17 protein-coding genes and 1 pseudogene are annotated in these 23,766 nt (G+C 45.0%); 7 read left to right on the plus strand and 11 right to left on the minus strand.

Features of this window, described 5'->3' with window-relative positions; genetic code table 11:
- Positions 1-276: 276 nt before the first annotated feature.
- Entirely contained in the window at positions 277-2,898 is a 2,622-nt protein-coding gene (locus tag HC752_RS11740; RefSeq protein ID WP_238930502.1) for a beta-N-acetylhexosaminidase, read from the plus strand.
- Positions 2,899-3,035: 137 nt separating this feature from the next.
- Here HC752_RS11740 and HC752_RS11745 read toward each other — a convergent pair whose 3' ends face one another.
- The 3 genes from HC752_RS11745 to HC752_RS11755 all read right to left on the minus strand — a co-directional run bounded on the left by HC752_RS11745 (position 3,036) and on the right by HC752_RS11755 (position 9,049).
- Positions 3,036-5,111, minus strand: a complete 2,076-nt coding sequence (locus tag HC752_RS11745) for a polysaccharide lyase 8 family protein (RefSeq protein WP_190335309.1) — start codon at positions 5,109-5,111, stop codon at positions 3,036-3,038.
- Between the two features lie 434 nt (positions 5,112-5,545).
- Entirely contained in the window at positions 5,546-7,729 is a 2,184-nt protein-coding gene (gnpA, locus tag HC752_RS11750) for a 1,3-beta-galactosyl-N-acetylhexosamine phosphorylase (protein ID WP_190335368.1), read from the minus strand.
- Between the two features lie 150 nt (positions 7,730-7,879).
- Positions 7,880-9,049 (minus strand): glycoside hydrolase family 88 protein, encoded by a 1,170-nt coding sequence (locus HC752_RS11755; protein ID WP_190335310.1) that lies wholly within the window; start codon positions 9,047-9,049, stop codon positions 7,880-7,882.
- A gap of 421 nt (positions 9,050-9,470) precedes the next feature.
- On the opposite strand from HC752_RS11755, the gene HC752_RS11760 reads away from it, so the two are divergent.
- Entirely contained in the window at positions 9,471-10,343 is an 873-nt protein-coding gene (locus HC752_RS11760) for an aldose 1-epimerase (protein WP_190335311.1), read from the plus strand.
- 129 nt (positions 10,344-10,472) lie between these two features.
- On the opposite strand, the gene kduD is transcribed toward HC752_RS11760, so the two are convergent.
- The 3 genes from kduD to HC752_RS11775 all read right to left on the minus strand — a co-directional run bounded on the left by kduD (position 10,473) and on the right by HC752_RS11775 (position 14,241).
- Positions 10,473-11,234 carry a 2-dehydro-3-deoxy-D-gluconate 5-dehydrogenase KduD gene (gene kduD, locus HC752_RS11765; protein ID WP_190335312.1) on the minus strand — a complete coding sequence of 254 codons (762 nt, stop codon included), beginning with the start codon at positions 11,232-11,234 and terminating at the stop codon, positions 10,473-10,475.
- Positions 11,235-11,508: 274 nt separating this feature from the next.
- Positions 11,509-12,555 carry a UDP-glucose--hexose-1-phosphate uridylyltransferase gene (locus HC752_RS11770; RefSeq protein ID WP_446751439.1) on the minus strand — a complete coding sequence of 349 codons (1,047 nt, stop codon included), beginning with the start codon at positions 12,553-12,555 and terminating at the stop codon, positions 11,509-11,511.
- 21 nt (positions 12,556-12,576) lie between these two features.
- The gene (locus HC752_RS11775) at positions 12,577-14,241 is read right to left on the minus strand and encodes a SulP family inorganic anion transporter (RefSeq protein ID WP_190335314.1); all 1,665 of its coding nucleotides are present in this window, start codon (positions 14,239-14,241) and stop codon (positions 12,577-12,579) included.
- A 425-nt stretch (positions 14,242-14,666) separates the two neighbouring features.
- Here HC752_RS11775 and kduI point away from each other — a divergent pair, with 425 nt between their 5' ends.
- Both kduI and HC752_RS11785 read left to right on the plus strand, forming a co-directional pair.
- Positions 14,667-15,503, plus strand: a complete 837-nt coding sequence (gene kduI / locus HC752_RS11780) for a 5-dehydro-4-deoxy-D-glucuronate isomerase (RefSeq protein ID WP_190335315.1) — start codon at positions 14,667-14,669, stop codon at positions 15,501-15,503.
- Between the two features lie 312 nt (positions 15,504-15,815).
- Positions 15,816-17,330, plus strand: coding sequence for a GGDEF domain-containing protein (locus HC752_RS11785; RefSeq protein ID WP_190335316.1), 1,515 nt, complete (start codon positions 15,816-15,818; stop codon positions 17,328-17,330).
- Here HC752_RS11785 and HC752_RS11790 read toward each other — a convergent pair.
- Positions 17,327-17,509: a hypothetical protein gene (locus HC752_RS11790; protein ID WP_190335317.1), complete on the minus strand. Its 183-nt coding sequence runs from the start codon at positions 17,507-17,509 to the stop codon at positions 17,327-17,329. The genes HC752_RS11785 and HC752_RS11790 overlap by 4 nt on opposite strands.
- Positions 17,510-17,794: 285 nt before the next feature.
- On the opposite strand from HC752_RS11790, the gene HC752_RS11795 reads away from it, so the two are divergent.
- The gene (locus tag HC752_RS11795) at positions 17,795-18,397 is read left to right on the plus strand and encodes a methyltransferase domain-containing protein (RefSeq protein ID WP_190335318.1); all 603 of its coding nucleotides are present in this window, start codon (positions 17,795-17,797) and stop codon (positions 18,395-18,397) included.
- A gap of 305 nt (positions 18,398-18,702) precedes the next feature.
- Here the strand turns inward: HC752_RS11795 and HC752_RS11800 are convergent, their stop codons facing one another.
- Positions 18,703-19,896, minus strand: a complete 1,194-nt coding sequence (locus tag HC752_RS11800; protein ID WP_190335319.1) for an MFS transporter — start codon at positions 19,894-19,896, stop codon at positions 18,703-18,705.
- A 110-nt stretch (positions 19,897-20,006) separates the two neighbouring features.
- On the opposite strand from HC752_RS11800, the gene HC752_RS11805 reads away from it, so the two are divergent.
- Complete coding sequence (locus tag HC752_RS11805) at positions 20,007-20,948, plus strand: endonuclease/exonuclease/phosphatase family protein (protein ID WP_190335320.1); 942 nt, start codon at positions 20,007-20,009, stop codon at positions 20,946-20,948.
- A gap of 100 nt (positions 20,949-21,048) precedes the next feature.
- Positions 21,049-21,552: a GNAT family N-acetyltransferase gene (locus tag HC752_RS11810; protein ID WP_190335321.1), complete on the plus strand. Its 504-nt coding sequence runs from the start codon at positions 21,049-21,051 to the stop codon at positions 21,550-21,552.
- Between the two features lie 90 nt (positions 21,553-21,642).
- Here the strand turns inward: HC752_RS11810 and HC752_RS11815 are convergent, their stop codons facing one another.
- From HC752_RS11815 to HC752_RS11825, 3 genes and pseudogenes are all read right to left on the minus strand, one after another.
- On the minus strand, positions 21,643-22,536 hold the full coding sequence (locus HC752_RS11815) for a patatin-like phospholipase family protein (protein ID WP_190335322.1): 894 nt from the start codon (positions 22,534-22,536) through the stop codon (positions 21,643-21,645).
- A gap of 190 nt (positions 22,537-22,726) precedes the next feature.
- A complete protein-coding gene (locus HC752_RS11820; protein ID WP_190335323.1) occupies positions 22,727-23,431 on the minus strand; it encodes a 4'-phosphopantetheinyl transferase family protein in 705 nt (234 codons plus the stop codon).
- 4 nt (positions 23,432-23,435) lie between these two features.
- A pseudogene (locus tag HC752_RS11825) lies at positions 23,436-23,633 on the minus strand (ATP-binding cassette domain-containing protein); the annotation flags it as partial.
- Between the last annotated feature and the right edge of the window lie 133 nt (positions 23,634-23,766).

Here is a 23,766-nt window from a genome sequence, read left to right on the forward strand (position 1 = left end):
CTAGTCAAAAATTGTTATAAATCAATTTCGCACCCTAATATTATTACTATCAATTACAATTTTCATTCCTTTGTTTGCTGCGCACCTTATTTTTACTATTTTTATTTCTCTTCGCGAATTAAACGATTGAAAGTCTCTTGATAATTTAACTAAATAGGAAGCAGGAATGGGTTTGCAATGACAAATTCATCAATATTCTCAGGTTTATTCTGGCAACAGAATTATGTCGTAACCTGACATTGATTCAACACGTATGAAAACATTAAGGATTGAGTTTTGAACTTTAAAGTAACTGCTTTGACCATGGCACTAGCCCTTGCTAGTTCAGGCGTTTACGCTCAAACACAACAAGGACTTCAAGCCACTGCCGACTCTCTGAATGTATCCACTTCACTTGTCGTCAACCAACCTACAGACACAAAAGCAGAATGTCCTTGGGGACTGTGCTACCGTGCAGAAGTAACCATCACAAATACAAGCACCAATGCTGTTAATGCCGATTGGGATATGTATTTCTCAAGTATTCACCGTATATTAGACACGCGTGGTGATTTATTTACCATTACCCATATTGATGGTGATTTGCATCGCGTTTCTCCAACAGAGAAATTTAAAGGCTTGCAACCAGGCGAATCTGTAACTGTTGAATATGATGCAGAATACTGGCAGATCGTAAATAGCGACTTCATGCCAAATTATTATATTTCCTCTGAAGGATTGAAAGGCGTTTTAATTAAAAACACCGCTGTTAAAGAAGCCGATACGGGCTTTGAAGACTTATCTGGTTTCTTGACCCCCATCAGTAATAACCCAGCAGATACGGATCAATGGCGTCGTTTCGCTGGCGATCAAACTAAGGTTGCCACCGCTCAATCTCGTTTCGATAAAAACTCAGACGTTGCCGATCTAGGTCAGTCTGCGGTTTCCGCTTCCATTATTCCAACACCGGTTGAACTCACCATCCAAACGGGTTCTATCAATATTGCCGCTGGTCTCAACCTAAAAGTCGTCAACAATGCGCTTCGTGCAGACCAAGTTGAAGCCGTCAATGCTCGTCTTGCTCAACTTGGCGTAACGACGAACGCGGGTGTTGAAGTTAAGGTGATCAGAAACGCTGGTCACAAAGCATTCATCGGGCGTGAAACAAAAGGCGCTTACACATTGCAAGTTGATGCGAACGGCGTAACAGTTGTGGGTCGTGATAACTACGGTGCATTCAACGGGCTTCAATCTCTTGCTTCACTTATTACTGTTGGCAGCACTGAACTTCCAAAAGTAACGGTAGACTACGATGCGCCTCGCTTCGACTACCGTGGTATGCACATGGACGTTTCTCGTAACTTCCAAACGAAAGAGCAGGTTCTTAAGTTCCTAGACCAAATGGCCGCGTACAAGATGAACAAGTTCCACTTCCATCTTGCAGATGATGAAGGCTGGCGTTTAGAAATCCCTGGGCTGCCTGAGTTAACAGAGGTGGGCGCAAAACGCTGCCACGATTTGGATGAAACAAGCTGTCTACTTCCTCAGCTAGGTTCTGGTCCTGATCAAGCCGCAGAAAAACAATACTACTCTGTAGCCGATTACGCAGAAATCTTGGCTTACGCGAACGCTCGTAATATCCAAGTCATTCCATCTATGGATATGCCGGGTCACTCCAAAGCGGCCGTTGTTGCCATGGAAGCGCGTTACAAAACTTACGCTGCACAAGGTAACTTGGCAAAAGCAGAAGAATATTTGCTCACCGATCCAAATGACACCACTAAGTACTTCTCTGTTCAGAACTACACCAATAACACCATCAACCCATGTATGGAATCGAGCTTCAAGTTCATGGACAAAGTGATTGGCGAAATCGTTAATCAACACCGTAACGCGGGCCAACCTCTGACTGATTACCATATTGGTGCCGATGAAACAGCGGGCGCTTGGGTTGAATCTCCTCTCTGTAAAGCGATGTTTGCCGTAGAATGGAATGGTATTAATAACGTCGATGACTTGGGCCCATATTTCATCCAACGTATTAGCTGGATCCTAGAGAAATACAGTTTAACTCTGGCTGCATGGAACGATGGATTGAAGCACGGTGAGTACATCAACCCATACACCCTAGCAGGTGAAGGAACGTCGGCTTACGCATGGGGCACATTGTTCTGGGGTGGTGCAAACGAAACACACACCATTGCTAACACAGGCTACGAAGTGGTTGTGGCCTCTCCAGATACCACTTACTTCGACTTCCCGTACGAAGTAGACCCTGCGGAGCCAGGATATTACTGGGGTTCTCGTGAAACTGATACTCGTGAAGTATTTGGGTTCATGCCAGAAAACCTACCAGCAAACTCTGAAACCATGCTCGACCGTATGGGCGCACCTATGGAGTACGCTGCAGGCGGTGTTGCATTGAACAGAAGCTTCAAAGGTATCCAAGGTCACCTATGGTCTGAAACTATCCGTACAGCACGTCAACAAGATTACATGGCATTCCCTCGTGTTCTTGCGATGGCTGAACGCGCATGGTCTAAAGCGGATTGGGAATTGGATTACGATGCATCGGCCACTTTCAAGTCTAACGTTGACGGGTTTGTAGGGACAACTCACGTAGATACAGCAACACGTGATGCTGAGTGGGAAGCATTTGCAAACGCATTGGGCTACAAAGAACTGGCGAAACTGGATCAAGCAGGCGTCTACTACCGCCTACCTGTACCAGGTGCAAAAATTGAAGCAGGCAAATTGGTTGCTAACTCTAGCTTCCCTGGTCTAACTATCCAATACTCTGTGGATGGTACAACATGGGCTGAGTACGATGCTTCTAACCAGCCTACGGTCACTGCAGGCGTTAAAGTTCGCACTGTTGCAACAAATGGCCGTGTTGGTCGCTCTGTAGAAGTAAAGTAAGTAACAAAGAAAACCGTCCATTGACGCGCAAGCATTAATGGACTGATAAAAAAGCCCCTGAACGTTCTCGTTTTAGGGGCTTTTGTGTTTCGGTTAGAGCAGAGGTTACTCTCAAGCTTTCGCTTCTGTAGGTCGAATTATGGGAAACTCACGCCCACACTTTCTCCTAGCTGATTTGCACTCTCAGAGGTGTTAACCGTGGTGGATTTGGAAGACGTACCATTGTTGAAGGTAATACCAACTGCCGTGCCGGTTCCCGGAGTAGACAGAGTGATTTTTTCAACAGAACCAGATTGATCAACCAGTACAACACTGGGTTTTGTCACCGATACAGTAGAGCCATTGGTCAATTCCAGTGATCCCGCATTGTGGAAGACAATCCCTGTGACATTTAGTCCGTTGTGGCGCACCGCTTGAATCGACGATGTATTACTCAATACCGAAACAGGAATCGCAGATGCGTATTGCTCGGTTTGAGCCACCGTTTTATTAGGTGTGATAATATATTGATAGGTCGCGTTAGTTGGTTGCACACTGTGACCAATGCGCAGCATGAACACATTATCTGTGATCTCTTTGTCTTCTTGCCCTGCGCTAATGGTACGCCAGTTACCTGACCTAGCCTGATTATCCATGTGACCGTACCAGCGTGCTGGGAAAACATAACCGACATTATCGTGATGTACCCAGCTCGATTCCACCAATTCACGACTGCCTTGTGTATAGACGGTTCCGTCCACCGTAACAGCCCCTCTTAGACGCGTCTGGTTGATTGTTGTACTCACGTAGTTTTTGTGAGTAGAGGAAATGCCTGCCCCAAGGGCAACAAGTTCATCGTCAAAGCTAAACCACGCCTTTTTAGCTTGAGTGCTTTGGATGTCCATATCCATAACAGCAACACCATATTTGCCATCAGAAACACCACCAACAAATGTGGTTTTCTGTTCAATTCCTCCCCATCTCTTAGGCCGAAGTGTTACATAGGGTGCCGTAACCCCTGGAATACGTCCCCAATCCCACACTGGAAATAGGTTATGATACTCATCACCACTCTGCATGATGAACGTACTACCAAAACCGAGCCAATAGCCCAGTAGGTTTTCATCATTGCCCTCCTCTGTCGGTTCAGTGCGTGCAGAATTCATCTTAATTCCAATGAAATGATTTGCACCAACCTTCGTCGCGTAATCGGATCGCCAAAACGATTTGAAACCGTTCAGCCCCGAATGACCACCTTGAATATGTTGCTTAAATGCCTGAGTTTCTGCCGCTCGTTGCGGGGTTAAAGCGGCAATATAGTCTGCTTGTTTAATCAAATTGGACGTATTCGGAGTCACTTTTCGTGCGATCCCACGTCCCATTGCATTGTAATCGAGCGTACCTTTGCTGTTTGACCAACGCACACCTTCAAGAAAATAGTTGGCTAATAGCTCATGGCTCTGAGGCATGAATTTCCAAGAAAGATCGCGAACCTGATATGCCCAAAAAGACGCCGCATCAAAGAACACCTCTCCGTAGCCGCGTGTGTAAAGTTGCGGTCCGTGCTGCTGGAAAGAGAAATCGGCTTGAATACCCTCATCGCTGGTAACCACGATGGTTTCTTCAATGCCATCTAACCCTCGACCTACTTGGGCAGTGTCGCCGTTTAACAATCCGCCCCAAATCACGCCTTTAGAAAGGTCGGTACGGTTTGCACCTGTTCGACTTGGGTTATCTGGCATGTCTTGAGCGATCTTTGTAGTAAGATCTGAAGGAAGTTGATCACCAAGCATCATGGCAATAGGTCCCAGACGAAGTTGTTTACCAATTTCGTTCCACCACCAATTGTTACTCTCAGGACTCACGGCGTACCAATGGTTTAAGCCATTAATCACAGCTTGAAATGCTTGTGGGTTCATATCCAGATAGTGTGCCGCGGCGAGTGCTTTTAACCGATCTAAATGATCACGAATCGGCTTTTCATTCACTGCCATTGCGTTGTAATCAATATCGGGCCAACTGCCATCACTGTTTTGGGTTGAAATGTACTGTTGGACTATACCCGATAGTGTTTCACCTTTACTGGTCGCGGAGGCCGCTTCCTGCTCAGCGTAATTGGGTGCGACACGTTGTTTTAACGTAGAAATATCATTAGCAAGTGCCAGCTGACTAGCCAGTAAAACAGGCACGATACAAATGCGTTTTATGTACTTGGAGGCGAGTGTATTTATCATTAGTGCTTCCTGATTTGTAGGGTACATTGATACTGAAATTCCAAAGAAAATCAGCGTTAGAAGCCAACTTAGTTCGATTTAAAATTATGACGTTATCGTATTATTATCTCATGCCAAAGTTGCTGGCTTGAGTTCAATTGAGACCGTACCAAACACAATAAAGAAACACCATTTCAAAATATAAAAAATGGAATTCCGATCTTGATCGAGTTGAGTTTTGCGATGTAACGCATCTCATATATGAGACATGTTCTATCGACGCTTTGAGATGAGTTTTTAAGGGGATCGAATAAGCAAACTCAGGTTAGAGCCGGCTTAAGAAGGCGGTATATACCCAAACAGCCTCAAGATACGAATTTCAGCAACAATGGCTTAATTTTCAGGCATCTTGAGGTGTTTTTAACTCTATTTCGGCATTTTAATTATAAAGTGACTTACGAAAACCAACACCACTCATAAGGTTTAAGCTGAATTGACCGAAGGTTACCCAAATGATCTCGCACTTCTACTGATTGGCTTTCATGACTGAAATTCACAGCGGTGGCTTTCCCCGTTTCTGGGAAGTAAGCACAATCAACGTCTGGGTGTGAAGACAACCATGGATGATCCTCATTCTCATTTTTACCCAACCAAATGAGAATATGCTGAAGTAAGCGAGCATTATCTGTTGAAAAAGGGAGATTACCAAGGTACACCGAGCGACCTTGTCCATAAGAACGGGCAGCTAACGCCAAATGCTGCCCCTGAGCCGCGATCACATCAATGTCTTCTGCTTGAGGGTACACATAACTTGGGTTACCAAAATCTATATTGCCGTTTAACTGCTTAAACAAGTAATGATCTCGGTTCACTTGAACGGGCAAGGCAACACGTCCCATTGTCAGTGCCGTTTCCTTTTCCAGTCCGAACACATCACCAAGTTGAAAATAACGCCCGTTTTTCTGGTACGCGGAAGGGTCACACACCCCCAATAGTCCACCACCTTGTGCCACAAATTTACGTAACGCCACCAACATTTCAGGTTTATCCCAGTGTTCTCCGCCACTCCATGCTGAATTTGCATCCCCCGTATTAATGATGACTTTGATGTCATCAGAGATGCCTTTTTCCGCCATATCATCAAAGCTGATGAATTCCACTTCGAACGGCAAACCAGACAAACATTCCAATAAGTTATTGCCAACAAATTCCATCACATCGGGGCGAGGCGGAACGTAAAATCGCTGGTCTCTCGCTTGGTTTTGCAGCCAGCTGCGTGTTTTACCCCATGCGCTGAGTACGGCAATTTTGCCCGGAAGTTTTTGTGATTCGGTTCGCTGAGTATGTTCTAGGTATTCCCCAAATTGCGCCGAAACCTCCGTGACATGATCGATGAAGCGTGGGAACTGGTTTGCAAGCGACAGGTAACCGCCATAGCCAATTCTGTCTAGCGGTTTTTGCAACATGGCACGACGAATTTTGGTCCAGTTGGACATCGATTCAATAACCGGATCGTTGCCTTCGCGAAACACATCTGGGAAGAAGTACGGATAGAATCGCGCTTCTCGAGTCTGATCGCCAACAGAATCCGTAAGACGACGCAATGCCACCCCATCTTCAACCGCACCAATATTGATATCCAATCCAATCTTCTGGTAACTCTCTAGGAAAGGTTCCGTACCTATCCAGTGATCCCCTTGAAACATGGCCGCTCTTTTGCCTGCTTGATGCGCCATGTCCACCAGCTCCCCAGCAAAGTCGACCACAAAATCCTGCACAAAAGTCATCCAGTCTTGGTAACGCGTTGAAGGGACTTTGTACGTCCCGTTATAGTAACCGGCATCGACAAAATCTTCTGGCGTCAATGCGTAACCAAAGCGCTTTTCAAAATCTTGCAACGCTCTTGGGCTGACCGTTTCGCCATAACCCGTCCAGTCTCGATAAATGTCCTGATTCTTTTCACCAGTATCAATCACAAACAAAAATGCGAACGTCGTAAAGCGAACAACTGACGTGTTCGGGTGTGTCTCAAGCCAACGGGCAAAATGGTTAATCAAGTGTGCTCGGCACTCGGGGTGATACGGATCTAGGCTTTTAATTCTCGGACCTTTCCAGTCGTTTGTTAGGGCGTTATACATGGACACGCTGTCCCACACTTGGCGAGCCATGAACGTTACCGTATATTCATGGTAAGGCGTTGCCTCACTCACCGTAACCTGCTGCTTCGGCGCATCAAACGTCCAGAAATGGGGATTGACGACCTCATTAGTCGTGCGGTTTCGCACCTCCCACCACGTTTTAGGATCGCTGTCGTCATCAAGTTCATATTTGTCTTTGCTGTAACCATCGAGCGGCTGAATAACGACGTCTTCGGACATCGCGGTTACAGGAAACGACATCAAATATTTACGATGAAGGTATTCTGGATGCTGTTGAGCAAATTCTTGATCCGCTCGTACCAAACACATCACAGAATAAATGTCGCTGTCTTGCTGTGCTAAAGACTCTGGCATCGTAGTGCCATCACTATCGCGAAGGGCATCTGCCTGCCAACGCTGAAATAAATCCAAAACTACGTCTTCCTGACCGGTTTCAACAGGCAGGGTCATATGACCTTTACGAGAGGCATGTGTTGTCATCATAGGCTCCAAAACTATCGGATAAACTCTGGATATAAGCTCAATCAGAACTTGATAGAAAACCGCTTACAAAAGGGGCTGGTGTCGCCCACTTTAGACTCTTTACCAAAGATCTCTGTTACCAAAGAACTCTGTTAACAAAGGACTCTGTTACCAAAAGAATTTTTGATATCCGTTTGCCCGCATTAAGGCTTCAAGGTAATAGTAGTCACCATAAGGAAGCATGTTGTCGCACAACCCGACTTTTACAAACGAAGCGCCGTGCGCCAGCAAACCAAGTGCGTTGTGGTCTGCCGTTAAATCACAGCTGTCCATCAAACCTTGAAGCATGAACATACCCCAATCTCGGTAAGGCTTGGCTTCTTCCTTATCCTCCATACATTGCGCAATCAACAATAAGCCAGCCGCTGTAATGGCTCCAGCAGAGCTGTCTTTATATTGGATTTCATGCGCTGGCAAAGAGTAATCCCAAACGGGTACGCCGTCTGGCGTTATATGCTCTACCGCGTATTTAGCCAGCTTTTTCGCCAACGCTAAGAAATGCGTTTCACCTGTATACAAATAGGTTTGCGCAAACCCATGAATCGCCCATGATTGACCACGAGCCCAGCATGATTCGTCTGCGTATCCTTGGAACGTTTCGCCTTTCATCGGCTCCTGCGTCACCGGGTGGAAATTGTAGGAGTGATAAGTGGAGTAATCGTCACGGACAATGTATTTAGCCAACGTTTCGCTGTGACGTTTCGCCGCGTGCGCATATACAGGTGACCCTGTCACCTTTGAAGCCCAGAACAGCAATGCCGTATTCTGCAATGAATCGATGATCGACTTGCCTTGCGTAATTTCTGGCCCCAATGGGTGCGTATCGTTCCATGCCACAATGTAACCACCAATCTTTCTAAAACGGTGAATTAAGTGGTCTGCGGCACGAATGGCCATCATCTTGGATTCTTCATCGCCTGTTAGATTGTAATCCGCAACGCAGCTTAAGCTGTACTGAAACCCTAAGTCATGATCGAGCCAAAACGGGTCAAGCAGCATGTCGGCAAAATAAGACTTACGCAATTTGGCGCTATTTTTAAATGGCTCTTGCGCGGTCATCTGATAACAAAGCCAAAGCTCGCCCGTCCAGAAAGACGACACCCAGTCAAACTGATCGCAGTACTGCCATTGGTTGTCTTCTGTACCGATTTTAGGGTTTCGCTCGCCAATTTTAGGAATGTTTCTTTTGATGGCGTCTACCACAACCGGGAGATGATTCAACACGCGTTGCTCATCCAGTGTGGCCGGCAGCTCTGGCAAAATAACGTTGTTAGTCATGAAGTTACTACTCTCTTCTCTTTCTCTTTACACAGCGCCCAATGGCGATGTTTTTGATAGTTCGAATAGTACTTGAGTTCAAGGAAAGAAAAATGCAGCTCGCTCACATTTTCAAAACAACGTTTCAATTTTTTATTTAAAAATAAAATATAGCAGGAAAGGACAACCATCTAAGGCATTTTGCATATATTGATGAGGGATCGTTAGGGGGTGACAATAGGGTCAATCAAGGGAATGATGGACATCATCGCCGTCATACAAACCGCATTAAATATTAATAATGGCTTGAGGGGGCTCAACAGGTAATGGGTAAACCTTCGCATCCATCCTGAATCTGTCGCACATTTGGTCGCCTTTTTGTGTTCCGGCTGCGCTAGTATGATGACGGGAAAAATATTGGCATAGATGGCGGATGGACTGAATGGAACACTTGGAAAACGATTTTCTTCGATTGGATTTTGTCGCAAATCAAGGGGCATCGATTGCTCAAGCACATGCGAAGATTAATGGGCAATGGGTTCCGTTTCTTTATTCTAATCAACCACAAAGTGGAAAAATTAACCCCATGGGCATGTATGTACTTGTGCCATTCTCCAATCGAATGTCAACGGGGGGTTTTAGCTACGATGGTGTTCGCCATAGCGTAAAAAGAAACGTGGATGCCGAGGCATTCCCTATTCATGGCAACGCGTGGCAATCCCAGTGGACCCTAAAAGATCAGTCGGATTCGCACATGACTTATCAATTGCTTGAGGCGTTATGTTCACCTTTTCGGTATAACGCAGAACTTCAATACACATTGGAAGGCAATACACTTCATTGCGAACTGACGGTGACCAACACCAGTGAGATCACGTTACCCTTCGGATTGGGTTTTCACCCTTGGTTTTATCGCCATAACGACACACAAGTTCGCTTTGATTCGCAAGGCGTGTGGCTAGAGGATCACCAACATCTCCCCACTACCCTTTTGAACGTTTTGGATAATCCGACTTGGAACTTTGCATCGCTTAGACATTTGCCAGAAAACTGGGTAAACAATGCCTATGTTCAGTGGGCGGGTTCCGCCACCATTGTTCAGCCAGAAGACGGGCTGATTATCACACTGCGGGGGAGCGAACCTTTGTCTTATTTGATTCTGTATTCCCCCAACAAAGAAGCCGAATTTTTCTGTCTTGAACCTGTCTCTCACGCTGTTGACGCATTCAACCTGCCTAAAAAGCCTGGGCTAATTAACCTCGCTAAAGGGGAAAAAATGAACGCTATGATGAGCATTCAGTGCGTTGAGGGCTAAAGCCAGAGCACTGAGTTTTTGTGCCATGGGTTCTTTTGATCGTCAGTTCTTTGATCGTCAGTTCTTTGATCATCAGTTCTTTTGATCATCGGTTCCTTTGGATCATCAGTGCTCTGGCTAATTTCTGATTTACCGCGCTAACCAGCCACCATCAACGGCAAGCGTGCATCCATTGACGTAGTCAGAAGCCTGAGACGCAAGAAACACCGCAGGCCCAGCTAAGTCTTTGGGCAGCCCCCAGCGCTGGGCAGGGATTCTGTCTAGGATTTCTTGGTTTCTCTCTTGGTCTGCTCGCAATGCAGCGGTGTTGTTGGTCGCCATGTACCCCGGAGCGATGGCATTCACGTTAATCCCTTTCGAGGCCCATTCATTTGCCAGCAGCTTAGTTACGCCCATCACCGCACTTTTCGACGCCGTATAAGAAGGAACACGGATTCCCCCTTGGAAAGAAAGCATAGAAGCAATATTAATGATTTTGCCTCCTTCCCCTTGCGCCAAAAACTGTCTAGCTACCGCTTGAGACATAAAGAAAACACTCTTGATGTTCAAGTTCATCACGTCGTCCCAGTCCGCTTCCGTAAAATCTAATGCATCATTTCGGCGGATAATGCCTGCATTGTTGACCAGTACATCAATCCGACCAGCCATACTGATCGCTTTATCCACGACTTGCGTAATAACACCGCTGTTACTTAGATCCGCAATGATTGAATAAAATTTTTGCCCAGTCTCTTCGACCAACGCGGGCGTATTCTCGGGGTCGGAATAATTCACGCCAACGATATCGCAACCTGCTTGCGCTAATGCAACGGCCATACCTTGCCCTAAACCTGTATTACAGCCCGTAACTAGGGCAACTTTGCCTTTCAGGCTAAAGGTATCTAACACCATTTTCTTCTTCCTATTTTTATAGTTATCCGATTCTCATACATTCATAAAAACAAATGAATTGGGAAGATTTCATATTGAAACAACGTTTCATTCGAATTTTTAGGCAAAAAAATATAAATAACGGATATGTGATTAAATTTTTAAGTCTTCTCTATCAAACACGCTAGAGATCGTAATCGGTAAGCCATGTGCGTGAATGAATTCGCTTACCTTGGTTCTGATTAAGATGAGCTCTGGTTATATTGAGCTCTGGTTAAACTGAGCTTTAGCTAAATTAGGCTCTGGCTAAATAATGCGTCGCACTCACTGATCTTAATTTTTCAGCCGCTTGCTCTGGCGTTAAATCACGTTGGCTTTCGGCCATCATTTCGTACCCCACCATAAATTTTCTTACCGATGCACTTCGCAGCAACGGTGGGTAAAATAGCGCGTGCACTTGCCAGTGATCAGGGTTCACAGATTGTTCTGGCGCACCGTGCCACCCCATCGAATAGGGAAACGAACACTGAAATAAGTTGTCGTATCGGGTGGTTAGTTCTTTTATCGCTATCGCCAAGTCTTCTTTTTGTTCTTGAGAAATGGCGGTCAGACGATGGGTTATCGCCTTCGGCAATAACATGGTTTCAAATGGCCACGCTGCCCAGTAGGGTACTAACCCCACCCAATGTTCGGTTTCAACCACAATGCGTTCTTTTGCTACCCGTTCACGATGAACATAGTCGTGAAGCATTACAGAGCCGTATTGCGTGAAATACTCTCGCTGAGATTGTTCTTTTTTCATCACATAAGTTGGAATGAAACTGTTCGCCCAAACCTGACCATGTGGATGTGGCTGAGAGCAGCCCATCGTTGCTCCTTTGTTCTCGAAAACTTGCACCCAAGCATAGGTTTTGCCTAACTCTTTCAATTGCTCATTCCACGTATCAATGATGTTTACAATTGCTTTTTCAGAGAGCTCAGGCAACGTTTTGCTGTGGTCTGGTGAAAAGCAAATCACTCGGCTCTCACCCGTCGCACTTTGCAATTTAAACAGCGGATCGTTCGTTGTATCTGCGAAAGGTACAGCCCGTGTTAACGCCGCAAAATCGTTCTTAAATACAAATGTTCCTTTGTAGTCTGGATTCTTGTCACCACTTATCCGCACGTTAGTAGGGCAAAGAAAGCACTCAGCTTCATAACTCGGCAACCTTTCCTTGCTTTGTTCTTCCTGCTGCCCTTGCCATGGGCGCTTAGCTCGGTGAGGAGAAACCAGTACCCACTCTTGCGTTAATGGGTTAAAACGTCGGTGCGGATGCTCGGTAGCATCAAATTCAGAGAACATATCGCTCATTACTGCTTCCATTTAAATGTGAACCTGTTTATGTCGATGAGACGAGTCAATAATTGAAGAGAATTCAGATAGTAATCGAGTCAAACTTGGATAGAACTGACGTTCAGAGAACACTGTATCCCCTTTTAGAAGGTGCTCCCGAGGCGCATTTTTAAAACGACAGAAGAACACTTGCTTCCCTGACGTTTGAGTAAACTCTGCGAGCATCCTGACGCCTAAATGGTCAATAAAATTGATCCCTCGCCCTAAAATGATCACATTAGGCGCAGTGATGCTTTGCAGCTCGCTGTGAAGATGCTGAACACTGCCAAAAAATATGGACCCGTTAATGCGGACAACTTGCACCAAACCCAAGACGTCCTTATCCATGGCCAGATCGTCGTTATCCAAATAGTCCACAACCGGGCGCGAAGTCCTGCGCAAATAAAAAAACAAGGAGGCACTGACACCCACATAAATGGACAGCTCCAAGTGCATGGTCATCGCCGACAAACACGTTAACAACAAAACAACCGCTTCTTTTTTATCGTGACGGATGATGTCGGCGATATGGGTAACATCAATAAGATTGAAGGCAACAACCAATAGGATGCCTGCCATACCCGCAATGGGGATGTAGGCGGCGTATTGAGCAAAAAACACCATGATTGCCGCAAGAGAAATACCCGCAAACACCGCGGCCAAAGGTGTCTTGGCGCCGCTGCTGTAATTCACACCACTGCGAGTAAAGGAACCTGACGAGACATAACAAGAGAAAAATGCCCCCGCAATATTGGATACACCCTGCCCGATGAATTCTTGATTACTGTCTATGTGTTGTTTGGATTTGAGCGCAACCGAACGGGCAATGGATATGGCTTCAACCAGCCCAAGCAGTGCCACCGCAACAATACCGCTCAACATGGATTCGAATGGCACATGATTGACATTTGGAAGAGAAAAGACAGGCAACCCAGATGACACCTCGCCCACGAGCTGAATCTCGAATCCCGCGTGGTTCATACTGCACGCCAGCCCCATAGAAACCAGCATGGCGATCAACATGTATGGGAGTTTTGACCACAATTCTTTCAAGACCACACAAGTTAAAATGGTGACAAGACCGACAAGTAAAGACGCTAAGTGGAAATCGGGGGCATGCTGAATGCCCAGAGTGAGGTTTTCTATCGCTGTTGAGCCCGACGCATAGTTTACCCCTAATAGGTATTTGATTTGGCTCGCGCTGATGACAACAGCGGCACCGGCAGTAAACCCCAACACCACAGAGTGTGAAACAAAATTAACGACCGCTCCGAAGCGAAGTAACCCAAACGCGAGCTGAAGGATACCCGCGCATAAGGTGAGCGTAATAACCAGTTGAATGTACATATCGCTTCCAGGTACCGCAAACTGGCTAATGGTGGTGAACACGATGACCGAAAGCGCCGCCGTTGGACCTGAAATAAGGTGGTGAGATGAGCCAAATAACGCTGCAATAATCGCCGGAATAATGGCTGTATAAAGCCCATATTCCGGTGGAAGACCGGCAATCATGGCGTAAGCGACGCCCTGTGGCAGCACAATGATGGCGCCCGTTATGCCAGCCCAAAAATCTGCTTTGAGTGTAGAGAGCGTAACTTCCCTGCCCCATGCTAAGAATGGGCAACACTTCTGAATTAACCAAGCTAAACTGTTCATTTTCGCTTTCGCTGCCTCATTTTTGCTTTCGCTGCTGTATTTTCACTTTTGCTACTGTATTTTCACTTTTGCTACTATATTTTCACTTTTGCTACTGTATTTTCACTTTTGCTGCTGTATTTTCACTTTTGCTGCTGCATTTTGCTGTCACTTAAGTGGCTCAACACATTCATACTCCGCCTATCTTCTTGCTGGGTTTCTATCATTTAGTATCTCGGATTCTTCCATTCATTATACGAAGAAAAGCCTCATCAACAACATTTTTAAAAAGCCGTTTCATTTATTTTTGATAAACAAGTTAAATTATGTGACAGTGATTATAAAATGGCGTTTCAAAAATTTATTCATAGATAACTCAGTGATAAGGTGGTGTTCTTCAAGGGAGGCATGACCTTCCTTTCAATCGAAACAAGAGAGAAGTAGAGATGGAAGTACGTCAAGCTATTCACAGTGAACACGCAAAAACACTAGGAACACAGCAGTTGCGTGACGAATTTTTAGTTGAAAACATCTTCGTGGCGGATCAATTGACGATGACCTATAGCCACATCGATAGAATAATCTTTGGTGGTGTTCAGCCAGTCGATAAAGAGGTTGTGCTCGATCCAGCATTAGGTGAACAAGTCGGTGTGGACTACTTTCTTCAGCGTAGAGAGTTAGGGCTAATCAACGTTGGCGGCGATGGCGTTATTGTTGTAGACGGTGAAAGCTACAACATTAATCACCAAGAAGCGTTATATATTGGGCAAGGCGCAAAAGCCGTGACCTTTTCTAGCGCAGATGCAGCAAACCCAGCCAAGTTTTACTACAACTGCGCCCCAGCACATACGCATTATCCAAACAAAAAAATCACGCTAGAAGAAGCCGCTCCGGTAACGCTTGGTGACGCTGCAACCAGTAACAAACGTACTATTTACAAATACATCGTGCCGGACGTACTTCCAACGTGCCAGCTGCTAATGGGTTTAACAAAGCTTGAAGACGGCAGCTTATGGAATACGATGCCATGCCACACTCACGACCGTCGTATGGAAGTGTATTTCTACTTCAATATGGATAAAGACGCGGCGGTTTTCCATTTCATGGGCGAGCCACAAGAAACGCGTCACTTGCTGATTCACAATGAGCAAGCGGTCATTTCGCCGAGTTGGTCGATCCATTCAGGTGTAGGCACTCAAGCTTATACTTTCATTTGGGGAATGGTCGGAGAAAACCAAACGTTTACCGACATGGATCATATCGCTGTGGAAGACATCAAATAACGCAGCCTGCACAGAGTTTCTAAATAATCCTTCTTGATATTTCCCCTTTTTCGCCTGACCTCGCCATAGTCAGGCTTTTTTTAAGAACGAAGACAATACAGAAGCCAGAAAAACACGGATTTCCTACCCTATCTGAACGCAAAAATCAGAGCCCTATCAAAATTTGTATAATCCCGCCTAAAAGTTCATGGAAACTTAAGTTCGATTATCAGCATCTCTTCTATACTTGATGATAAGCATTCACATGCATACTGTATTAGTAACGTAGTGTTATGTATTTTTACACCAAACCCTAACAATCAGGGTCAGTACATGAAGATTAAAGCAGAACGAGCAAAAAGCACATTAGCAGTAATCATACTAATTTCTATTTTTTTAAACCTATCCACTGTTTTTCTTGCTTACGAGCAAAGCATATATTTAAGAAAGCTTGAGGATATCGTGCTTTCCAAATCCGCGACCTACTTTACTCTGTCGAACAAACTGACGGAAATCGAAAGGCTAACGGGGTATTTGGGGTTTATCCATCATTTCAAAAACTATGTTATCCGGAGAGAGAACAGGTACTACCTGAGCGCGGAAGAGTCGTATCAAAACGCAACACAAGCCATACGAGAATTTAAGCAAGCAAATCATAATCCTAGCTTGAGTTCCCAAGTACAGATACTGGAAGAAACCTTAGATACCTATTACCAAAAGCTCGAATCGGCTCGATCGCTTCATCCAGATCTGAGTGTCAGTGAGTTGGATGAGTTTGTTAAAGTCAATGATCAAGATGCGGGTATAGCCCTTTCTCATTTGCGTCGAATGCTTCGCGAACCAATAATAGAAATCAATCAAACGACAAAACAACACCTCACTCGACTAGGCATTTATATATGGTTATTTAGCTTGGGATTTGTCCCTATAAGTATCACCGTAAGTATCTTTATTATCCGATTACTCAGGCAACAGCAAACGCAAGCAAAAGAACTGGCACACATTATGGATTTGTCGCCTGACGCAATAGTGTACGTGGACCCAAATGGGCATATCCTGAATACCAATAAGAAAGCTTGTACGCTATTTCGCTTGCCACACAAACAGATAAACCAACCATCCATCTACGATCTGATCGCAGATGGAGACCGCTTAGATTTCAAAACATTCCACTCACAAAACGTTCAATCAGAGCATACCAATAAGCTGTTGCCTTTTGTTCTTTCTCTTCAAGGAAAAAATACTGAAGGCGATAGCTTAGATCTCAAGGTGACGATGTCCACGGGTGAAATAGGAGGAAAACAACGCACCGTATGTATTTTTAGAGATATGGAAGCCTACAATACTCTCAAAAAATGTGCTGAACATGATGATCTCACCGGCCTGCATAATCGACGTTTTTTTGAACAGGCTGCACAAAAAGGAATAAGCCGAGCACAAAGAGCTCACCATCAACTCGCCCTTCTGATGATTGACATCGATAGCTTTAAGTGGATAAACGACAATATGGGACACTCGGCAGGGGATCTGGCATTGTGTGAGACAGCATTATTCTTAGGAAATCACACCCGAGAATATGATTTGGTTGGACGCTGGGGTGGCGATGAGTTTGCCATACTATGTCCTGAAATATCGCCTCAGGACGCTTGTGCATTTGCAGAACGACTGAGAAGCCACTTCGCTCAAAAAAACATACTTGATGCGGACAAGCTCACATTGAGCATAGGCATGATTCACGTAAGCAAACCAAATACCATCACTTACCAAGCGCTTTTCGAGGAAGCCGACACCGCATTGTACGAATCAAAAACGAAAGGGAAAAATTGCGTGACTTACCGCTTGCTTTAACGTTCAATCCAATAGAGTGGCATAAACTCAGCAATCGAGATCATTAAGCCACCATCATCAATCACAGCATGATTTGGTTTGGTTTGGTCTGATTTGGTTTGGTCTGATTTGGTGTGGTGCAATCCGGTTAGCCCACATTGCCATCGCATTGCGGCAAAGGCTGAGCATGCAACACCCATGCTTAATACTTCGCTTCCATTCCAGTGTCGCTGTGCTGGAACAGCGTTAACTTATGACTTCTCGTGACAATACGTAGTGTGAATACTTCCATGTCAATAAGTTACGATTCCTTTCCTCAATTTCCCACGTTGCTTTACAAGCGAAAAACAGCTATACCCAAAGAATCTTGGAATGCTAGGATACCCCTACGCTCGCTCCATCGGCTTCACAGATTGGCTTAAGAACTGCCATTCCGTTTGCAACGGGAGGGTTAAACGCCACTTACAATACTTGGTCTAACATACGTGAATTTTCTTGAACGCTTAAATGTGTATTTTTATCACTCTGATCGTGAAAAACAATGGCATCATGATCCTGCAAGGATTTTGGGGTGGAGTAGCGAACAATCTCAATTTATGCGGTTTACTGTATTTGAACGCGAATTAGATTTTGAAAACAAGTCCGTGCTGGACTTGGGATGTGGTTACGGGGATCTAGCCCACTTTCTGAATGTGAGGCAACGCTTACGGCACTATACTGGCGTCGACTTTCATAAAAGCTTTATTAAGCAAGCCAGATTAGGAGCCAGTAACACCATGCACTTCCAACATGGTAATTTTTCCCAAATGAAGTTACCAAAGCACGATATTGTCATTGCGTCAGGATCGCTCAACTACCAAAGCAGCGATAAGCATTACCTTCAAAAAGCCATCCTTGTCGGATATAAAGCAAGCAATGAAGCGTTTGGTTTCAATTTGCTAAATAGTGAGTTTTTTCGAGAGGATAGGCTACTAAAAGCACACCACCTAAGCGATGTCATTTCAATATGTCGTCAACTGACCGACAAGGTACAAGTGATCGACGATTACATGCCAGAAGACTTCACCATTATTCTAAGAAAGTCATGATGGTTTGGTTGATTCCGACCATGATGGTTGGCCTAGCAGTCAACGTTCCCCCTTACCGCATTAGCACTTAGTACTTAGCACTTATGCATCCTAGGCGCTATCACTAGGTCTAACTATCACCAGGTCTAAGTATCGCCAGATCTAAGATTTCTCCATCGACGAACCAAATTCCGACATTCATCCATCAAGTAACTGGCGACATGGCACAAGGCGCTAAAACATAGATGACGGCTAAAGCATAGATAACGGCTAAAGCGTAGATAATGGCTAGATCACAGCGGCGATATTCCTATTCATCAAAAAGGTCACACCCCCCAACGTACTTCGTTTCCTTCTTCTGGACGCGCTGGCACATTCAATGAAAGAATGCCAGACACCAGCGCCAATGCAGCCCCGACCATAAAGACGCTTGATGGAGACACCAGCCATAAAAAGCCGAAGGAGACAGGAATCACAACAGCAGCAATGTGGTTGATCGTAAACGCCACCCCCGCTGTAGAAGCCATGTCAGCCGGATCGGCAATTTTTTGAAAATAGGTCTTAATGGCTAAAGCAAAGGCGAAAAACAAATGATCAACAACATAAAGCGCAGCTGCCCACTGCGCAGAATCCACAAAGGCGTATCCGACAAAAACGCAGATTAGCCCCACGTATTCGAACAGCAGCGCATTACGCTCACCAAACTGACCAATTAACCGACCAATTTTCTTTGCAAACAACCAGTTGAACAAATAATTAATCAGAAACAACAGCGTAATGTCTGCGGCACTGTAGCCAAATTTTTCAACCATGAGAAAACCGGCAAACACCACAAATATCTGACGACGAGCACCGCTCATGAAGGTTAAAGCATAATAGAGCCAGTAACGCTTTCGCAGAACCAAAGACTTATTCTGTGGAGTACGAGATTCAAACTGAGGGAATGACATTGCAATAAAAAGGACAATGGCAAAAGCGGAGCCACCCGCTAATAAATACACCCACTTAAAATCCATTTTGAACAGTTCTAACACAACCCACAAACCACCATAGGTGCAGAGTGCTGCCAACGAACCTAAGGAAATAAGCTTACCAAGAAACTCTGGCGCTTCGTCTTTTGTTAACCATTGAAGCGATAGGGATTGTTTCAAGGTTTCGAAATAATGAAACCCAATCGACATTAACAACGTAGTACAAAGTAAGCCCGCCACTGATGGAAAAAAACCAGTAATGGCGGTGCCCACGGCTAACATAACCAAAGATAGAATAATGAAACGTTGCTCTCGGAGAAACAGCAAAACAAAAACCGCAGTAAACGCGAGAAAACCAGGAATTTCGCGCACACTTTGCAGCAAACCTATGTCAGATCCGTCAAAGTTTGCCCTTTCTATCACGAAGTTATTTAACAGCGCCTGCCAGCTTGAAAAGGCGATAGGCACAACAATGGATATGAGTATCAAAAAATTATGAGGCGTTTTCCATGTGGTCGATTTTCTGTTGCGCGGGTTAGAATGTTCCATAAATAGCCTAGGTTAGAAGCCGTTAGATTCTGTTGAACCTAATTGTTAGATTTAGTTTAACCTTAGGTTATCACTCATGTCATTTTTAAAAATAGGTTCTCTCATTACTCATGAATCATACGTTAAAAGTTGCGACGTTTAATCTGTTTAACTTTATCGAACCGCCAAACGCGTTTTACGAATTCGATAATATTTATACTGACTCAGAGTGGCAGAAAAAATGCACTTGGACTGTTAACCAACTTCAACGTATTCAAGCAGACATCGTGGGTTTTCAAGAAATTTTCAGTTCGCGAGCGCTGGAAAAAATCTGTCACGCATCGGGTCTAGTGAACTTCACGACAGTGGAACAACCTAGCATTGAGAGTGATTATGTCCATTTCAAGCCTGTGACTGGATTGGCATCAAAACACCCTATCCTACGAAGCCAAGGCTTAGTGGTAGAGAAGCACACGCGGCTTGCATTGGGTTTACCCTCAGCATTCAACTATTCCCGTATGCCACTTCACGCGGTGGTCAAAACACCAACACTTGGCACGATAGACGTTGTCGTTGTTCATTTGAAATCACAACGCCCGATGGATGTCGATAACCCTGAAAATCACTATTCAAGGTACTCCGATGAGTTTATTGGCTCTTTAAAATCCAGCCAACAACGAAACGAAGAAGCCATGGCTTTGCGCCATCAATTAAGGCAAATAAAGTCGCGGTTTGATCGCCCGATGATTTTAATGGGTGACATGAATCAGAACCTGACCAGCCCGTCGATACAATGCTTGGTCGAACCATCATTAACAGAGCAGACACAGGTTGAACGTAAAAAGCTCTATCTTTCCGACAGCTGGCAGCTCTCTTCACCAACTTCCTCTAGAAAACCTTCCCATTATTACGGCGAACAAGGCAATACCCTTGATTATATTCTGCTGTCTCAGGAGTTTTCCTCTTATTTAGTCCAGCATAAAACCCTCGATAAGCATCTTGTCCAACCAAATTATGATGAAGATTCGATGAGCAGCGATCATGGCATTGTTGTTGCTTCAATTAATAATTAAATTAATCATTGATTTTAATAAACTTTTTCCGTTACTTTTAACATTCACCCACAAAAACCAACATGACAAAATGAACTGACGAAAGTAATAGGAGAGCCGTATGGAAATAATTATCCGACCGACAGAATTAAAAGACGTAGACGCACTGTGCGAGATTTATACTCAGCCCAAAGCGCACAGAGAAACCCTACAGCTCCCTTTACCTTCACCTCAAATGTGGCATAACCGGATTAGTAACATTCCAGAACACGTATACACGTATGTGGCGGAAGTCGATGGGAAAGTCGTTGGCAATATTGGCTTTGAGCACATGCAGCGGCCTCGCTTAAAGCATGTGGGTCGATTCGGGCTAGGTATTCATGATGATTATCATGGCATGGGAGTTGGCAGTAAGTTACTCGAAACGGTTGTCCATTTAGCCGACAAATGGCTGAATCTTAGACGCATCGAATTAGAGGTGAATTGCGATAATGAGGCAGCGTTGGCTTTGTATCGAAAGTTTGGTTTTAACGTTGAGGGCGAAGCGGTCGATGGCGCGTTTCGAGACGGCGAGTTTGTTAATGTTCTTCACATGGCTCGAATTAACCCAAACCACAAAAATTAGGGTCGCTTTAGCTTTCTGCATGAATGTACTTCTGCACATAAAAAAGCGGCAAGTGCCGCTTTTTTTGATCAACCGTCTGTATACTCAATCTCACACGCAGAAATGACAGTCCTCTTCCGTTAGCCCATATGTACCTGATAATCTTTCTATATGGGTTATCCCTGCATCAATGCCTTTCTCATACCCAGACAAGAGCGTACTTTGCTTCATGGTAAATCGCCCGACTTTAAACTGTTCATCAGGGGCAATAACCCTGATAACGCAACCTTTAGGAGGATTGCGAATAAAATCTAGCGACTCATTATAGTTTTGAGCACGCTGCTTCATGGCTTTGGCCATATTGGGATAACGTTTCAGCAGTTGATCCATCAAACGGGGGAATTTCATTTCTGGCATGGTGTAAGAAAGAGGGTGCGATAGAATCACCGTCATCTCTCGTGCCCCACGTCTGTATGCTTCTCTGACAGGGATGGAATCTGCCACGCCACCATCGGTATAGCAACCTCCGGAAAAACACGGCGTTGTTCGATAAGCAATGGGCAGTGCAGACGTTGCTTCCATAACATGCGCAATATTACTGGGTTTGACTCGGTAATAATCGGCGTTACCGGTGATGGCATTAGTGACGGCAGCAAACATGGGGATGGAGGAAAATAACGTATCTTCATCAATGGGATACAGAGCATTTGCCTGTTCCCACAACCATTTTACATCCACCAAGTCACCACCTCGGACAAATCGAGTTGGATTGAAAAATCGCTTCTGCGTCGCCAATTCAACGATCACTCTTTGGCTGCGCTTTGGGTTTTTAGAAAGATAACCGATAAGGTTGGAGGCACCAGCAGAGACGCCGATAGCAAAATCATACGGCTGAAAGTTCTGAGTCAGAAAAGCATCCAAAACACCACTTGCAAAAATACCACGCATCGCCCCGCCTTCAACAATAAGCGCTCGATGCCCTAATAGGTCGTTTTGTGTTGTCATACCCAGTACCTTTCTAATGAACCCGTGTGATTTGTGTAATAGGGATACCATTAGAGTACAGCCGCGAGGTATAGGAATAAATTCGGTCTTTTCTATCGAATCAATCGATGTTTTCTATGACCGCAGAAACTTTCTGTGAGCGAAGATATTTTCTATAACCGTGGATATTTTCTATGACTGTAGATATTTTCTATGATCGCAGATATTTTCTATGATCGCATACGAGGGTATAGACTTTGTTATCTTCGAAGAGGAAAGACACACGCAATGCCAATGCGTCTCCGAACTCCGCTTCGCCTTGTGCACACAACGTAAAGTACGCCTCCCCTTTTGTCATATCGACTCGGGTTAGCATGGAATCGGTAAACTCTAGATACGTCTTCACATAAGGGTAAATGGCTTTAAACACGCTCTCTTTTGCCGAAAACACCAGTGTCGCAAAGGCTTGCCGTGACAGTGTCGTCGTTGGCAGCAATTCGAGCTCTTTAGCGCTCACAAACATTGGCATGAGTGAATCCAATTGAGTTTCAGCAATCAGATTTTCCACATCCAGCCCCAGCATACTGACTTCGCCGGATAAGCCGACCACCGCTAACGCCATGTCATCGGTGTGGGAAATGCTGCCAATCCATCCTTTTGGCCAAACAGGGGCTCGATGCTCACCAATAGGCAACTCAACACACGTACAGCCGAGGCTTTGAAGTGCTGCCCGCGCCACCGTTCTTCCTGCTACAAATTCTGCTTTTCGTTTTGCGACCGCACGCTTCATGTCATGGGGTAAGGTAACGTTAAGTGTTTGGGAATGAAGGTCGGAATACGCGTTTACATCAAAACGACGTTGCCAGATTTTCTGCGATCCAAGAGTACGGATCTCCAATTCTGAAAGAAATGACATGATGTTACTTTCCAAGAGGCACGATTAATGGGGTATAGCTTACAGGATCATCAATAATCACGCTATCCAAACCAAAGACATGTTTCACTAGCGCTGCATCGATCAAGGCTTGGGGTTCATCGAGCAATACGATGGGTGTTTTCTGGGTCAACACCATGGCAATCCATACTCGCTGTTTCTGATCACCCGACAGCGCATCCACTTGTCGCATCCATTCCGTCCGACAATCGCGGTAAATGCCCCATCTGGAATACTGAGCTCAAGATCTTCACCGATAACTCGATTTTCATAGGGCAGCTTAAGGCTCTTACCGTTCAGCCGTGACGGTGCATTTG

It is taken from the genome of Vibrio sp. S9_S30 (genome assembly GCF_014694455.1).
Lineage (GTDB): Bacteria > Pseudomonadota > Gammaproteobacteria > Enterobacterales > Vibrionaceae > Vibrio.

Bases quoted from the DNA above. Each gene is read 5' to 3' on its own strand.
- HC752_RS11745 (WP_190335309.1), bottom strand. From the start codon at position 5,111: ATGATAAATACACTCGCCTCCAAGTACATAAAACGCATTTGTATCGTG.
- gnpA (WP_190335368.1), bottom strand. From the start codon at position 7,729: ATGACAACACATGCCTCTCGTAAAGGTCATATGACCCTGCCTGTTGAA.
- HC752_RS11755 (WP_190335310.1), bottom strand. From the start codon at position 9,049: ATGACTAACAACGTTATTTTGCCAGAGCTGCCGGCCACACTGGATGAG.
- HC752_RS11760 (WP_190335311.1), top strand. From the start codon at position 9,471: ATGGAACACTTGGAAAACGATTTTCTTCGATTGGATTTTGTCGCAAAT.
- kduD (WP_190335312.1), bottom strand. From the start codon at position 11,234: ATGGTGTTAGATACCTTTAGCCTGAAAGGCAAAGTTGCCCTAGTTACG.
- HC752_RS11770 (WP_446751439.1), bottom strand. From the start codon at position 12,555: ATGTTCTCTGAATTTGATGCTACCGAGCATCCGCACCGACGTTTTAAC.
- HC752_RS11775 (WP_190335314.1), bottom strand. From the start codon at position 14,241: ATGAACAGTTTAGCTTGGTTAATTCAGAAGTGTTGCCCATTCTTAGCA.
- kduI (WP_190335315.1), top strand. From the start codon at position 14,667: ATGGAAGTACGTCAAGCTATTCACAGTGAACACGCAAAAACACTAGGA.
- HC752_RS11785 (WP_190335316.1), top strand. From the start codon at position 15,816: ATGAAGATTAAAGCAGAACGAGCAAAAAGCACATTAGCAGTAATCATA.
- HC752_RS11790 (WP_190335317.1), bottom strand. From the start codon at position 17,509: ATGGGTGTTGCATGCTCAGCCTTTGCCGCAATGCGATGGCAATGTGGG.
- HC752_RS11800 (WP_190335319.1), bottom strand. From the start codon at position 19,896: ATGGAACATTCTAACCCGCGCAACAGAAAATCGACCACATGGAAAACG.
- HC752_RS11805 (WP_190335320.1), top strand. From the start codon at position 20,007: ATGAATCATACGTTAAAAGTTGCGACGTTTAATCTGTTTAACTTTATC.
- HC752_RS11810 (WP_190335321.1), top strand. From the start codon at position 21,049: ATGGAAATAATTATCCGACCGACAGAATTAAAAGACGTAGACGCACTG.
- HC752_RS11815 (WP_190335322.1), bottom strand. From the start codon at position 22,536: ATGACAACACAAAACGACCTATTAGGGCATCGAGCGCTTATTGTTGAA.
- HC752_RS11820 (WP_190335323.1), bottom strand. From the start codon at position 23,431: ATGTCATTTCTTTCAGAATTGGAGATCCGTACTCTTGGATCGCAGAAA.